The organism is Acinetobacter sp. SwsAc5 (genome assembly GCF_013391485.1).
Classification (GTDB): domain Bacteria; phylum Pseudomonadota; class Gammaproteobacteria; order Pseudomonadales; family Moraxellaceae; genus Acinetobacter; species Acinetobacter towneri.
Genome location: NZ_JACAXD010000002.1, coordinates 223445 through 239125 on the forward strand (window position 1 = coordinate 223445; position 15681 = coordinate 239125).

Genomic DNA, 15681 nt, shown 5'->3' on the forward strand with positions numbered 1-15681 from the left:
AAAGATAAAGTCTATGATAAGCTTCTAAATTCACCTTCAATAATCATCCCCTCCTTTCTCCAAGATGCAAAAGACTTAGTCTTTAATTCATGCTCTGTATGTGTAGCCTTAATTTCTTGTATTTTATCTTTTAGGTCATTAAAAATCGGGAAACAATTGTTTATAAAATCATCAGCGTCAATATGTTTTAATATTTCAGTCTGGTGAGTTTGTAAATTTTCAACCAACTCTTTTTTTGCACGCTGAAATTCTTCTTGTTTCTTCGCTTGACTCCAAGTGTCCCAAGCATCAACCGCTATACCAATCAGAGGTAATGCCTTATTGATACTTCCAGCTAAATTTATTGCTCCCCAAGGCTTAAACTTCAATGCATCTTTCAAATTTAAGCCAATTAGTTTTCCACCTGAAACCAAGCCATTTCGAGCTGCTAAAATTGTAGTTCCATCTAATTTGATATTTTTTGCTAAATGATTAAGTCCTTTCTTAGTTAAAGAGCCAAGAGCAGTGTCGATATTATCAATTTCTGCATTAAAATTAATTGCTTGTGTATTTAGTGAGGTATTGATTTGATTTGTTTCATTTTGAAAATATTCATTGATTCTACTTGAGATAATAGAGCCTTCATTACCTATTTCTCTCACTAAAAACTCACCAATAGTCTCAATACTAGTACCCTGAACCTGCATTACTAAATCTGCAAAATAGTTATTAAAATTCGATCTTAGATTTGTTTTTGCATTCACAATTTTTTTGGAAATTAGATTAAGAGCACCAATTTCAAGTTCATAAAATTGATTCAGCTTTTCCATTTCTTTTGACATGAGCAATTGTTGCTCTTCAATTTCAGGTATTTTCTTAATCAAAATATCACTAATAATGGACTTCCTCGTTTCTTCAATTAATCCAGTATAACCACCACTTTTTTTCACAATTTCGCTGGTGGCATTTTGTAAAAGCTTGATATGCGATAATTGTTCAAATTCAGCTCGATTTTCCATCCAATAATCCACACCTTCATCAAACGGATTTGCTGAAATTGCTACTATTTGTAAGTTATTGGTTTCTTGGTCATTCAGAGATAAGATCGACTTTAATCTTTCTTTGACATTTTGCTCTTTAATCTTAAATTTATCTTGGTAGTCTAACTCATCTTCCACATCGGCTACTTCATCAAAACGACTAAGCACAAATACTGTTCTTGGAAGTAAATTTAGATCTTTAAACAACCATTTCAAATCTTCAACATGACTTTCTTTGATCGGGTTTTTAGAATTCATTACATAGAGAATAATATGTGCTTCACTGACATATTTTTTAGTGATGTCTTTATATTTTTCGATCTCTCGAGCATCTGTATTCACTTGCTCTTTATAACCATATAATCCTGGTGTATCAATAAGCTGATACTGTTCATCAATATCATAAATTTTAACAGCATTTGACGATTCAGAAGCACTAATATTCATGGTTGCTGGGTCAATTTTACCTAACCAAGCAGCAGCAATTGAAGTTTTACCTTCTGAGAATCCACCGATAAGTGCAATTTTGAGTTTATCACCTTGCAAGGTATTTAATGAGTTCTGCAACTTAGCTTTGATATCTATTGATACGTCTAAACCAAACTCTTGCCCTTGAGTAATAAAGCCTTCTAATTTACTTAATAAATTGATTACTTTGGCCTGATTATCATGATGATTTCTTAAAGTTTCGGACATTTATTTTACCCCGTAAGCACTACTGATATTATTTGACAACGTATTAAACATTTTGATTGATTGATGAATATCTTGTACAAGCCCTGTAATCTGATTACTTGGTTCATTCAGCTTTTTCTTTAAATCCAATAACGAAGGTTCGATTTTTTCTTCCACCTCACTCAAGTTTTCTTTTGCAACTTTTTTAAGCTCTTTTACAATGTTTGATAAGTTTTTATCAACACTTTTCTTTTGCTCAGCTTTTTTAAAGTCTGAATCGAAAAAACTCCAGATTGCTTTTGCAAAACTAAACAATAACCCTGCAGCGGTTAATGCGATTGCTCCCCAACCCACAGGGTTCCACCACATCGCTGCACCAACACCAATACCCACCCCAAGAAGTCCCATCTTGTTGATGCCACTGTTAATATCAAATTTTAATGATACGTTGTTATCCAAACCTGCCACATTTTCTGATTTGAAATTATTTTGGATGCTGGCTAAGCGTGATGAAAGTTTCTGTAATTTTTGCTTTAGATTTTCATCAAACTGTGAAGTCTCTTTTTTAAAACCTGCGACCAAATCGTTACTTACCTTTTTAAGGTTTGTATCAATTTTTAGTTTTAACGTGCTCTTAAAATCATCATTACTAATATTACCTTCAATTCTTTGGTAAACTTCTTGCCGTGTTTCACGTTCAAAATCTTGAATATTTTTATCTATCATTGTCTTCAGGCTTTGAACTAAGTCCAAGTATTCGCTATCGATTTCTTGCTTAGTAACCACTACTTGCTTATCAATATTCAGCTTTAAATCAGTAAAGCCATTATGAACATTATTTAACTTTTCTACGGTTTGTTTTAGAACATAATTTGCTTTATTAAAGTTACTTGCTTTAATTTTATAAGTGACATCTCCAACGACTTTTTCAGTTAAGTGGTTTTGAAATGCGCTCAGTCCTGACTTTTCCTTTAATTCATCTCTATCAGAATTATTTAAAAACTTGGCCTGATTGCGATATTTTTCACCAAATGGCACCAAGCAATTGGCTACTGCATAAAATGCTGCAAGTCCAGCCACCACAGTATAATTCTTATAATGTTTATCTAATGCTGATTCCATCTGTTTATTCAGATCATTTAAGGCACCTCTTTCATCATCATTACTGATCAGTCCATTTTTTAATGATCTAGGCGATGTAACTGGTTTATTGTAAACAGTCCAAACTTCTGTCTGATCTGCTAAGTGCGTTTTTATTTTTTGAAGTGTGCCTTCATTTGGAGCTGCATCTTTACTTGTGACAGGCTTTGTTGCACAAAGATTTCATAACTATATGATTTTAAAAGTTTTGATTATTTTTTGATCCAAAATTAAATTTATTTAAATCAGATGCTTACATATTTATGCAACAAAGCCCTTGCAGTACCATGATGGGTAAAATTCCAAGAGCCAATTGCAAATCTTGACGTGCGCTTGCCTATTGATTGCCAAACTTTGGCATGGGTCATTTCTAGGCGCTCATCTTGAGGTAAAGGATTGCTGTAAAATGTGAGCTCATTTTTTTGAATCATCTGCGCTATGGCATCGCTCCACTTGATTCTAAAATGATGACCATTAGCTTTATCAGCGACTAATTTCACTGATTTTAAATCAGGAGAGGTCGCCTTAAATAATTCGATTAAGCCTGGAACATTGTGACTGAAATAGGGTGACCAAACATTTAATGCTGTAGTATCTTCGCTCAGTATAAAACTTAAAAAATCCTTATTCAGAAAAGTATGTACAAAATCCCACTCCGCTGATGATTTTTGTACTGAGTTAGCGTTAAAACGACTAAGACTTAAAAACGGTGGAATTTGAGGGTTTTTAACAACATTGATAAGCGTGTTAAAGAATAGTCTGATAGATTTAAATTGTTCGATGGTTTCAACTTGATGGAAACTATATACCTCTTGATTCTTAGACCACCCAGAAATGGTTAAATTTGCACTTCCAGCCCCGATATGAAGCTCATTACGATCATTCTCAATCAGGATAACTTTGGGGTGAAATAAACATTGTTTGCCAAATTTTTTTGAATTCTGAAAACTTTTTGTATTGATGGTATGAATTGGAATGGTCGTTAATTTGTCACTATCCCCGCTTAAAATTCTTTGGTCACAGAACAATCTAAAATCAATTTTTTGATCAAACAACTTGTGTTGCATGATTTCATAATCCATCGGATTTCGAGGACATTCCATATCTACCAAAACAGGTAAAATGTACTTTTCGACAAAACCAATATCGATATTGAATGTCGTCATCCATACTTTGCGGATTTTTTTACCATTCTCCGTAGCTTTGGCCATGGCATGCGTAAATTCATTCAGTAATTTCACCTTAATTGCCTCCCATTCCATCGAGCATTCTTTTGAATTCAGGCAAATAATAATGGTGTACCCACTGTTTTGTAGTACTATCAGGCGTTTTTGTCGATAGCGGTCTTGGTCTGACAAAAAGTTTTATTTGATTATCGACGAATCTTAGCCATGCGGTATTACCACGTTGCTGCATGATTTCTGAATGATACTGAATCAGGCTTTCAATTTGCTTTTCTAAACTGGTTTGTTCGGCAATAAAGAGTAATTTTTCTAAGCGCTGTTTTGCAGTAGCTGAAACACTCTTATTGATTTCCTGTAATTGATGTTGCCGTATCTCTGATGCATTTTGATTTAATGTCCTTACTTTTCTATTCCATTTACTGTGCCAAGTCTCTTCAACATCCTGTACCGTATGATTCTTTTTATCAAGAAGATGGCTAAATAATTGACTGATTTCACTCAGTAACGGCTCTAGTGCATAAATATTTTCAAGTTTGATCTTTTCTTCAGGTGCTAAATCGGTTTTCTTCATCGCTTTGCCAATGATTTCTGAATAATCCAAATCATCGTTCGCAAGCATTAACTCCCTTAACGCGCCTGGTGCATTTTGATCTAGTTTGGTTATCTTCAGCCAAAAATCAGTCGCATAGCTTCCAATATGTTTTGTTGTAGAAAAATTTATTCCATAACTATCTTTGACCTCATCAGGAATATCAGAGAATTGAATTATAGGCTTTTGACTATCAATAGCTAAAATATTTTCTACTAGGAAGTCTTTGAGGTTCTTTTTTAATTTGCATAACTGTGGGTTTTTATCTATAAATTCTGATGCATACTCCCAAGCACGCCCCTCCTGACTGTAGTGATAGTTAGAATCAAAAAAGCCCAAAAACATCATTGGTGATTTATAACGCCCATTAACACCCAACAATAATTGGCGTACCAAAACTTGTGATCCCTTAACCTCTACACCAAATGAGAGCTTAGGATCTGCTGATTGATTTTCCCAAATTTTTCGCCCATTAGAACTACCAAGAACGCCTTGTAAAGCAACATTTTTATCAGCCAACGAATTTTTAATCATTGAAAATATATAAATATTTTCCAACATTAAAATACATGATTGTTTAAATTTGAGATCATTTTTATCATGATAGATTGAAGATATTTTCTTAGATAAATTTACTGAAGAATCTTCAATTAATGACTTTATCACTGCGTGGTGCAATAGATTTACCGTATAGCTTCTTAGATCATTTGCAATAGAGCTAATTCTACTGCTAAAAATTTCACGGCCTAATCCGGACCAAATGACAAGCATTCCAAGCGGATCAATATTTCCGTCCCCATGAATACTATCGTCATACTCAGTAAATATATTTTTTAGAATGATTTGCTTTGACAAAAGCAGCCCCCCTCAAAGGCAGTTTAACTCGAAGTACAATTTATTGTTTTTACTAACTTAGTCTCCTGATAACTTACCCACAATTACCCATCTCTAAAACCAGTAATCTGTTTCAATCCCAATTTTATCTAATTTATTTTTACGCTCTTCATAATCAGGCAAAATTAAAGACACTAACTTCCAGAAAGCCTCATTATGCTCAGGCTCAATTAAATGCATTAACTCATGTACTAGCACATAATCAATCAAGGATTTAGGCAGCAAGATAATCTTCCAATGGAAATATAAGTCTTTATTTCTACTACAAGAGCCCCAGCGATACCCTAAATCTCGAATATGAATATTCTCAGGTTGAACGCTTATTTGATTTTTAAAATCCTCAAATCTTGCTTCCAACCATTTTTGGGCTTTTTTCTTGTACCACTTAACCAAGTAACTTTGTGCTTCATCAATGTAATTTGATGACATGACAAATCGTCCTTGTTTAAGCTGGACTGGCAAATCAAAGTTTTTGTCTATTTTCAGGCGATAACTGCGACCCAAATATAAGAAGCCTTCACCATTCACAAATTGTTTTTGAGGAATTGTCTTATGTCGCAATTCTTCCTTTTCTGCCAACTTGGTGTATAACCAAAAAGACTTAGATTTGACGAATTCCTCTACCTCTCGTTCTGTCGCTTCAAGAGGTAGAGCAAGAGAGATTGATCCATCTCTCTCTACGGTTAAGCACATCGAATTTCGAATTCTGCTATGTTTAACCTGAATGTCAAACTCGCCAATTTTTATTTGCATCACAATTTTAATAAAGCTTCATGATTCGCTTGTGCAATGTCCATGATTTTATTCGCAAGCGAAGTAGCCTTAGTAATCGGTACCAACTTAGATTTAAACAAATCTTGTACGATCCTAGACTTCAAAGATTCTCGCGTAGCAGCTTTATGCGACTCCCAAAATGTCTCTGTTAATTCATCAGCAATCATATCAACTAACTCATGAACAACGCCACAGATCTGAGCTTGCTGTTCTTCAGTTAACTTAATATCTTTAAATACTTCATCTACAACTACATTATAAAATGGCTTGTATTCTTCAGACATTTCAGGCTGTTTTTCATCTTCAAAATCAAAGGTCTGTTGTGTCAATTCTTGATCCATGATTTTTTGGAATGCTTTAATCTGCTCATCCCAATGCTCATGCATATTTTTTAGAATTTCTTCAACATACTCACTTAATTTTGCATATTTAACAGGATCTTTATCCATATTCTGAGTCGCATGAGCACGCACAGCATGTTGCATTGCAGATGCTTTCGCACGCTTACCTGCTTGCTTTTCAATTTGCTCTAAATAATCACTAAAGCCAGCATCCAACAATGTTATTGGTGGAATCTTTGGATCAACTCCCATACCAATTACATGGTCATCGATTAATTGCCTTACCTTAGCACCCACATCTTTACCAATTGGTGTACTGTTCATTTGGTATTGATTACGTGCTCGAGCATAGATATAAGCAAGCTGTTTTGCTCCTTTTACAAACTCTAAACCCTCAGGTCTTGGTAAAACAATATCAAGCAAAGCTAACATTTTCTTTAGCTTCACCGTAAATTCAGCCCTCAGTTTTTCTGACTCTAACAAATGTACGCATTCGTTTAAATCAGTGTAGATATCTAAACCATGTGTCGTAAAACACTTTATTACACGCGCATAAGCATCTCTCAAACTTGGCAAGATATCTTTAATGCTTGTTAATGCGCCTTCGATATCCGTTTGGCTATATTGCGATAAAGCATCTTTTAAATGTTCAGCTACACCATAGTAGTCCACCACTAAACCTGCTTTTTTACCGAAACCAGTCCTGTTTACGCGTGCGACGGCTTGAAGAAGTTCAGCTTCCTGAATCGAACGATCTAAGTACAGAACACCTTCAATTGGGGCATCAAAACCAGTTAACAGCATTGATTTAACGATAATAAAACTCAGATGATGAACTTTCTCAGGATTTGAATGGATCAACGGCTTTTTGAAATTTTCAATTCGTGTTTCTTGTGTCTTATGATCTGTCCATTCCTTCCATGTTGGATCATCATTATTGTCAGCAGAAATAATCGCAGCAAAATCGATTTTCTGTAATAGATCTTTTTGACGATAGGCTTGAATTAATGCCTGCTTTTTCAATGGTTTTTGCACTAACTCTTCGTCAGATATTTTTTTATCTGCTTCCGAGATTAAACTGGATTGTTTAAGTAGTTTTTCTTTTGCTTTATTTAATGCTTCAACATAACGGATTGCTGCCAAACGGCTATATACCACTACCTGTGCTTTCAGCCCATTTGCCATAATATGTGTCACGTAGTGGCACAGCATATCGTAAGCTTTATCTTCAATTAGCAACGGGGCTTCACTGATATCCCCTTTAGTTGCATATTTCTTTTTAATCTCTTCTAGCTCTTCTTTTGATTTCTCTGCAAAGAGATCTTCAAAAAGCTCATCCAAAGTTGCACCATCTTTTAATGCACCTTTTGCAGTACGACCTTCATAGAGGATAGGTACAATCGCACCATCCTCTTCAGCTTCTTTAATTGTATAGCGATCAATAAACTCACCAAAAATATCATGTGTGTATTTCTTTTTACCCATGATAATCGGCGTACCTGTAAAACCAATTCTGGCTGCATTGGGTAAAGCAGCCATGAGATTGGCATGCAAGTCACCAGCTTGAGTTCGATGCGCTTCATCAATCAAGATCAGAATATTTTCATTAGCATTTCTTACTCTAGAAGATTTCTTAGTCGTACTGGTCAATTGATCTAAAGCCATCTTTTCATCTGCTTTAATCGCTTTGAGATCTTGATCCTGATATTTTTGTATCATGGCAAAGACGATATCAGGCGTTGTGCTTTCAATCAGCTTATTCACTGATTTAGCATCTTTAGCTACATAAACTTTTTCACCAGTCAAAATAGAGGTGGCAGCTAATTGCTTTTGCAATTGCTTACGATCTGTAACCATCACAATTTTAAACGTCTGCAAATGGTAATCGGAACGCATTTTGCGCACCAAGAAAACCATGGTTAAGGACTTACCTGAACCTTGTGTATGCCAAATAATTCCACCACGTTTATCATGTTCGCCATCAATCGCTCGTGTATCACCGTTTTTTAATCTTTCTACGGCTTTGTTCACTGCTCTGTATTGTTGATAACGAGGTGCAATTTTAATTAATCGCCCATTTTCAGTTTGATTTATCACAAAGTGTCGAACAAGGTCGAGTAAATTTTTCGGCTCAAGAATTCCTTGCACCAAGCGTTGCTGTTCGCTTAACTGCGTAACATCTAATTTTTCACAAATCATTTCTTGTTTTTCTGGATAAGTCGTTTTCCAAGGCAAATAATGCTCAGCTAAACCACCGATCGTAGATACCCGAGCTTCATCAAAGCTTGTAGCGATGAGCAATTGATTGGTAATAAAAAGATTTTCATTACCTTCTTTATCATGCACTTCACCCGATTCAAACCGTTGATTGGTATAGCGTCTTAATTGATCAATCGCTTGAATGATAGGCTCTTGAACAGCAGGGGATTTACACTCAATCACGACTAATGGCAGACCATTCACAAATAGAACAATATCAGGAATGATATAACCTTTACCCTTATCGTATCCTGGTGGGCAATCTACTCGGAATTGGCGAATAATCGTGAATTGGTTGTTGTGAACATTTTCCCAATCAAAAAACTGAATGATTTGGCTACGCCCACCATTCCATCCCTCGATCCCGTCAACCTCATGCCCCTTAAGCAACAAGTCTTCCGTTACCTGTTTGTTAATTTCTAAAAGTTTATTTTTTGCATTTAGTTGTAGTGCTTTGATCGTGTCATCAATTCGTTCTTTATCAAGCCACTCTTCGCCATCACGCAAATTAATTTCACGTAACTTTGTTCGCAAGATAGACTCAAGATAAACTTCAGTAAAGTTCTGACGTAACGTTACTTTTGGATCTTCTACACTGCCATTAATATAATGTGACCAGCCTAACCCTCTTAGCTGGTCAATCAATGGAAGCTCTACATCTAAATATTCTCTGCTCACCTATTCATTCCATACTTTAATTTTGAAGTAAGTCTTTTAAGAGACCGATTTTGACTTTCTCTAATTTATTTAATTTATTAACTTCATCACTTAAATACTTGTCAGTATCTAAAAGAATAGCTGAAACCTTTTCCTGTTCACTTATACTAGGTACAGCAATCTTATAGGTTTTAAAAAAGGGTAAACCTATCGTTTTAATCGTACTTCCAATAGCAATATTTTCAAAAACAGGCTTATCCTGTTGTAACCAATAATACAAGAAATAGTTATTTAAGCGTTTTGAACACTTCCAAGCCATAAAATGCTGACTGACCGCCATATCATCAGTCAATATAGCACTCTTACCAATGCCTGCATCTCGAGACAAGACAACTGTACCTTTAGAGTGCATTACTGCCGAAGAGTTTTGAATGCCTAAATAACTAATTTCTTTGTCTGTTTCAGAAATATGAATCTGATCTAACTTAGAAGAATCTGCAAGTGAAACCCATTTAACGCCCCCATTCCAGTATGAAGGAACATTCTTGTTTGGTGTATGTCCACTTCCTCTAGTGGCAACATCATCTAATAAAGAGATATCCCACTCTTTCGGAATAAATCCCAATTCTGTCTCTTGATAAAGATCAGGTGCATCCTCATAACTTGGACGGAGATTTCCATGTAAGTTTACACCACGAGTCAGTAAGTCATTTAAAAGACCCTGCTTCTTGTTATTTAACTTTTCGATGATTATCCGAGTCTGACTAATAGTCTGTTCAATAACATCTAGCGTATTATCAATTTTTTGAAGTAAATCTGATTCTGGGACATAAATATCCATTTCTAACAAATCATTTTTACTGATAGCTTCGAAAGTGGAACCTTGTGCAACTCTAATCAAACTCTGTTTATTAGCAGAAATAATATTCTGAAATAGCTTAGAACTGATATGACTGTTTTTTGGTCTAATTGCAGCCAAACCACGACCAATACAGTAAGACTGATCTGCAAGATTTACAGCCCCAACTGGCGCTCTGACAGAAATTAAAATATCCCCTGTTTGAGCTTGTTTTAAAGGTTTACTACAATAAAACTGTGGAGAAGGACTGATGTCTCCAAAGTCAGCATTACCCTGAAGAAATGGCATAGCTAAATCATCATACTCAAATACATAATTTGAATCTGGTGACTGTCCCATCTCAACATTAGCGATTTCTTTCAACTTCATCTTAATTGACATAACCAAGCTCCTTTAAGAAACCTGATAATTCAGATGCCACTTTCTCTCGCTCTTGCTCAATTTCATTTAACGTAACTTTGTATTTATCCCACCAAGTTTCAAAACATTGCACCACAGCCTGACGTTGAATATTGATATAACGATTTAAAATTTGCGTCATATCGTTATGTAAAATATTCAAAATTAAAGTTGCCGCTTGCTCGCTATCTAAACCATCTACTGCTTGATTTAAGTGCTCAACAAATTGTGCTTCTTTTTCAGACACCGCTTGTTTTGCTTCTTTTAACTCAGCTTCAACAGCGGCATAAGCTTCTAAAGCTTCATAGACTGGCTTAAGCTCATTTTCAATCACTTGAATTTGACGATGCAATTTGCTGGTCTGGCTATCAATCGCTTGAGTTTGTGCATCAATGCTTGCAATCATATCCTGATTTAGCAATGCATCTTTTTGCAGTTTTTTCAATTGTACGTTTAAAGCTTTACGCTCTTTTTCAAGTGCTTTAACAGATTGCTTGAGTGGCTTAATTTGAGCCTCTTTTATCTTCTTCTGCTCTTTCAAGTCTTTAATCGAAACTTGATCAGACTCACTTTCTTCCTCATCTGATTCCGTACCTTCTAAAGCAGCTAACTGACCTTCAAGCTCAGTCTTCTTCGCATTCAACTGCTCTAAATCATCAACGAAATCCCCCATTAGGAATTTTACCAGCTTGTGCTCAAGTGGACTTTCTTTACGAGTCTTGTCCTCAAGTGCAGTCACGATCCCTGTACGCCAAGCATCCACTACACCACTTGAACCTCGTGCCATTAGCGTCAAGAAATCATATTTTGCTTGATACCAAAAACCAGCAATCATGCCTTTAACTTGGAAGTTATCGAGCATACCTACTTGATTTAAAGTTTGACTAAAACTTTCAAGTAATTGCTGACGGACACTCACAAAACTTTTCTCACCAACCAATGTTGTGATTGAGCTTGAGTTTTCTGACCACCACTTTTCAAATGATGCTTTAATTTCTGCTTCTCTCGCCACTACTGAAGCTTGTTGTGAGATTAAAGATTTAAACTCAGCTTTGGATTGCATCTCAGGCAAAAAGTCATAGTACTTTTCATCACGTTCAACAAACAAAGCTGATGCATCTAGTCCATGTGCTTGGAACAAAGGAGCTTTATTTAGGACTTCAAGCTTAGGAATTCCACCGACTAAATGTGCTCGAACATTCTGAGGTTCTGGTTCAGGGGTGTTATCTACATATCGACGAATATTAAGGTTGTAGTCATTATCTACAATCTCTTGATAATCCACAATTTTGGAGAAATTATCTAACTCTGAGTAATTCTCATAGGTTGAAGCAATTTTTTCGATATGTTCAGGCAATAGATAGTTTTGGGCACGACCTTCGAAATATTCACGATCCGCATTAATGAATAAAACTTTACCTTGTCGATTTTGAGGTTTTCCACTAATACGGTCAGAAGCATCATTTTTACGCTGACGTAAAATTAAGATACACGCTGGAATACCTGTGCCATAAAATAGGTTCGGTGCAATACCGATGACAGCTTCTAATAAATCATCATCAATAATGCCCTGACGAATCGTCTTTTCTTCGCCACTACGGAATAACACGCCGTGAGGTAACACAGTCGCAACTAGACCTTCATCTGCACAGACAGCTAACATGTGCTGTACAAACATCAAATCTGCTTTTTTAGAGCCTAACTTCACCTCACCATAAGGGAAGCGAATATCTGAAAAATCAGGCTTCCACGCAATTTCCCCTTTTTCGTTTTTATCTTTACTACCCCATGGGATCGAAAATGGAGGGTTAGTTAAAATACGGTCGAAACGACGTAGTTCGCCATTTTTTAAATGGCGAGGGTGTTCAAGCGTGTCATCATTTTGCAAGTCTGCTGAACTAATGCCATGTAACAGCATATTCATTTTAGCAATTGACCAAACTGTCCCATTCGCTTCTTGCCCATAGAGATTTGCTTTACGTCCATCCTGACCATGCTCATCCATATATTCTTTTGCATGAATCAGCATACCGCCAGAACCGCAACATGGATCATAAACATGATGATGCTGTTGAGGACGCATCATGCGTACCATTAATCGAACAACTGATCGAGGCGTATAGAATTCACCGCCCTTTTTGCCTGCAGAATCTGCGAACTCACCAATCAGATATTCGTATGCCGCTCCCAGTAAATCAGGGAATTCAAAGTCTTCATTTCTTAAACGATACGTCGCAAAGTGCGAAATAAGCTGTCGTAAATTGATGTCCTTAATTCGGCTTTTACCAATTTTTCTATTGAAGTCGATATGCTCTAAAACATCTTCTAGACTGACGTTATTCACCTCAAGACCACCGAGGGCTTTATTAAGGTAATCACCAACGTTGTTATGAGCGTGTTTTACAAGAAAATCGTAACGTGATTCTTCAGGAACCCAAAAAGATCCTTCTTCTTTATAAAAGTCCTTAAGCTTAGCTGCTTCCTGTGCTTCTTCCTCAGAATGACCTACTTCAATAAACTCTCTAATCAAACGTTCTCTATTTTCTTCAAAAACATCTGAACAGCGTTTAATAAACAACATACCAAAAATATATTCTTTAAATTCAGATGCATCCATCTTTCCACGCAAGATGTCTGCAGCTTTAAAAAGATGATTTTCTAATTGGCTTAACGTTAGTGGCATTTTTTACCTACAAGTAAAATTCTGACCAACTCAAATTGCTATAAGTAGGTCAATAAAATTCAAAAATTGATCCATTGTAATGGATAGTTTTCAGTTTTAAACATCGATTTTAGAATTATTTTACCGTCTAAAATTAAGTTAAAATTCGCTATATATTTTGACAATTACCTTGCTACGATTATGAGAAAACATTGGTTGGCTTATCATAGGGTTGATGTTACTGAAAAGGACTCTATCTATTACCACGAGCTGCCTTTCCCTATGGTTTACTGCAAGAAAAATAAACTTCTAAAAACTGACGATATCGTTTGGATGATTCAGGGAGAATTTACTGGTAAACCACCTGTTAATTTTTCTTTAGTGGATTGTTTCATCGTTCGCGATTGGATCACACCCCCTTCATTTTTATCAGATGAATTTGTGTGTGCATACGATGCAAAACGCTCAATTCTTCACTCTCCGATAGAAATGAATAAAACTGACCCTAATTGGATCGTCTTACATCAAGGCTTTTTAACTAAACAAGGTAATTTACAAGAGTTAAAGTCATCACTTTATACCAATGCTTTAAAAGAGATCAGTGGAATTTACAAGTTTTAGGTTCTTTAACTTAATCCAGCTTTGGTAAGCGACTCACTACTTACTAAAGTCATTTGAATGATTCATCAAGCCAATCTATACCAATCACATTCCGCTGCCTGATTTGAATTACATGCGATTTTTTTAGCTTTACAGTAAATGGGCAATCCCTCGGTATAATTATAATTATCTCCGCTATATTTGCATAAAAAGCAGCTCTTCACAGGTACTTTCTTTTCAACCGCAAGTTTTAACTGAGAAATGAACATATCCCCATGGGCATATCCCATCAGTATATTTGAATTTTCAAATTGCAGATCAGTTTCAATAATATTGCTATATTCGATTTTACTTTGGTACTTGGCTAATTTAGCTTTAATATCTGACAAATATTCCAAGCCTAACCAAGCTTTGCCAGAATCCCAAACAATAAATAAGAAATACCTTTTGTACATACATTTACAGTCAGCATCAACTATAGGTGCACTTTCCTGATTGAATCCAATAAAGAGAGCATCATTTTGTTGTAAATCGGCCTTATAGATTTTTTCAACATCCTCTTCGCAATCTAATGGTATTTCAATAATCCGTTTACCTGAGCTTTCCTTTTTTTCACTCAGAAAATGAGTCACAGCAATTTCAATATAAATGCTGTCCTCACTATTAGTTTGACGAGTCAACAAAAGATCAGGAATAAACTGATCATGCTTCTTTTCGACTTGTATCTGTGAAAAATAACTCGTTAGATCAAATCGTTTCTCCATATAACCTAGATCACAGTGCTTTCGAATTGTTCTTTTAAATTTTTGGCACTTCTTGGGCACATGGAAGGTAATGTAAAATGGTTCATTTTCAGCTAAACATTTTTGATAAGTTTCAAAAAAAGCACGTTTGCCTAATTTGTGCAAATACGTTTCACCATTACACTCAAGTACAGTTTTATGGGCAAAATGCGGTTTCTTTATTTTGCCATTCACCTTAGCAATTAAAGGATTGTCACAGCCAAGGCAAGTATATTCAGCCTTTACTTCTTGTCCGACTAAATCAACTGCTTTGACAATTTCCCCATGCTCATTTTTTGCATATTGATAACGTGCCATTTCACTTCCTTATAAACTTAACCCATCCACATCAAATAATTATTTTCTTTCCCCTGAGCATATGCCCACTCAGCTACCTTATGTGAACGCTCCTTATCAGTTAAAAAGCCAAGAACAGAAATCCGATCCACAATAATCAAATCCTGTTCTTCGTTACGTTCTTGCCACTTATGCAAAAACTCATCAGATGCGAGTAGATTACTTTTCTTAGAATTACAGTTTGAATCAGCCAATACAAAGTTATGCCCTGTATCTGATGGGTACATAGACCATGGAATGAAATGATCGACTGCATAATTGCCTTTTCTCATCGGCTTATTACAGTAAAAACATTTACAGTCTTGTAGCTCTACCAATACAGTTGATACCGCATTTAACTGGTTCCGACTCGGCTCAAACATGTGTCAACGGCATTCTAAAATTGACCCCTTTTACCTTACAAATGGCAAAGTAAAATTGACCCCTTTGATCTCGTATTAAGTTTCAACCTGGGGCTGAATCCCAATTCTTTTTTTATCCTTCAAACGAT

At 35.8% G+C, this 15681-nt stretch carries 10 protein-coding genes and 1 pseudogene; 1 reads left to right on the top strand and 10 read right to left on the bottom strand.

Features of this window, described 5'->3' with window-relative positions:
- Positions 1-11: 11 nt before the first annotated feature.
- The 8 genes from HYG89_RS02210 to HYG89_RS02250 all read right to left on the bottom strand — a co-directional run bounded on the left by HYG89_RS02210 (position 12) and on the right by HYG89_RS02250 (position 13473).
- The gene (locus HYG89_RS02210; protein WP_178865860.1) at positions 12-1715 is read right to left on the bottom strand and encodes a LeoA/HP0731 family dynamin-like GTPase; all 1704 of its coding nucleotides are present in this window, start codon (positions 1713-1715) and stop codon (positions 12-14) included.
- A complete protein-coding gene (locus HYG89_RS02215; protein WP_178865862.1) occupies positions 1716-2816 on the bottom strand; it encodes a hypothetical protein in 1101 nt (366 codons plus the stop codon).
- Between the two features lie 263 nt (positions 2817-3079).
- Entirely contained in the window at positions 3080-4075 is a 996-nt protein-coding gene (locus HYG89_RS02220) for a hypothetical protein (RefSeq protein WP_178865864.1), read from the bottom strand.
- A gap of 1 nt (position 4076) precedes the next feature.
- Positions 4077-5462, bottom strand: a complete 1386-nt coding sequence (locus HYG89_RS02225; protein ID WP_178865866.1) for a hypothetical protein — start codon at positions 5460-5462, stop codon at positions 4077-4079.
- A gap of 93 nt (positions 5463-5555) precedes the next feature.
- Entirely contained in the window at positions 5556-6254 is a 699-nt protein-coding gene (locus tag HYG89_RS02230; protein ID WP_178865868.1) for a M48 family metallopeptidase, read from the bottom strand.
- Positions 6254-9553, bottom strand: a complete 3300-nt coding sequence (locus HYG89_RS02235) for an HsdR family type I site-specific deoxyribonuclease (protein ID WP_178865870.1) — start codon at positions 9551-9553, stop codon at positions 6254-6256. Before HYG89_RS02235 ends, HYG89_RS02230 begins: the two co-directional genes overlap by 1 nt.
- Before the next feature lie 16 nt (positions 9554-9569).
- Positions 9570-10772, bottom strand: coding sequence for a restriction endonuclease subunit S (locus HYG89_RS02240; RefSeq protein ID WP_218644900.1), 1203 nt, complete (start codon positions 10770-10772; stop codon positions 9570-9572).
- Positions 10762-13473, bottom strand: coding sequence for a type I restriction-modification system subunit M (locus HYG89_RS02250; protein WP_178865872.1), 2712 nt, complete (start codon positions 13471-13473; stop codon positions 10762-10764). Before HYG89_RS02250 ends, HYG89_RS02240 begins: the two co-directional genes overlap by 11 nt.
- Positions 13474-13653: 180 nt before the next feature.
- On the opposite strand from HYG89_RS02250, the gene HYG89_RS02255 reads away from it, so the two are divergent.
- Positions 13654-14073, top strand: a complete 420-nt coding sequence (locus HYG89_RS02255; protein ID WP_178865874.1) for a hypothetical protein — start codon at positions 13654-13656, stop codon at positions 14071-14073.
- A gap of 65 nt (positions 14074-14138) precedes the next feature.
- On the opposite strand, the gene HYG89_RS02260 is transcribed toward HYG89_RS02255, so the two are convergent.
- Together HYG89_RS02260 and HYG89_RS02265 are read right to left on the bottom strand one after the other, a co-directional pair.
- On the bottom strand, positions 14139-15152 hold the full coding sequence (locus tag HYG89_RS02260; RefSeq protein WP_178865876.1) for a competence protein CoiA family protein: 1014 nt from the start codon (positions 15150-15152) through the stop codon (positions 14139-14141).
- Positions 15153-15169: 17 nt separating this feature from the next.
- A pseudogene (locus HYG89_RS02265) lies at positions 15170-15553 on the bottom strand (HNH endonuclease domain-containing protein); the annotation flags it as partial.
- Positions 15554-15681 lie beyond the last annotated feature (128 nt).

What these genes read in the sequence shown, in the direction of transcription:
- HYG89_RS02210 (WP_178865860.1), bottom strand. Translation starts at nt 1,715, where the DNA reads ATGTCCGAAACTTTAAGAAATCATCATGATAATCAGGCCAAAGTAATC.
- HYG89_RS02215 (WP_178865862.1), bottom strand. Translation starts at nt 2,816, where the DNA reads ATGGAATCAGCATTAGATAAACATTATAAGAATTATACTGTGGTGGCT.
- HYG89_RS02230 (WP_178865868.1), bottom strand. Translation starts at nt 6,254, where the DNA reads ATGCAAATAAAAATTGGCGAGTTTGACATTCAGGTTAAACATAGCAGA.
- HYG89_RS02240 (WP_218644900.1), bottom strand. Translation starts at nt 10,772, where the DNA reads ATGTCAATTAAGATGAAGTTGAAAGAAATCGCTAATGTTGAGATGGGA.
- HYG89_RS02250 (WP_178865872.1), bottom strand. Translation starts at nt 13,473, where the DNA reads ATGCCACTAACGTTAAGCCAATTAGAAAATCATCTTTTTAAAGCTGCA.
- HYG89_RS02255 (WP_178865874.1), top strand. Translation starts at nt 13,654, where the DNA reads ATGAGAAAACATTGGTTGGCTTATCATAGGGTTGATGTTACTGAAAAG.
- HYG89_RS02260 (WP_178865876.1), bottom strand. Translation starts at nt 15,152, where the DNA reads ATGGCACGTTATCAATATGCAAAAAATGAGCATGGGGAAATTGTCAAA.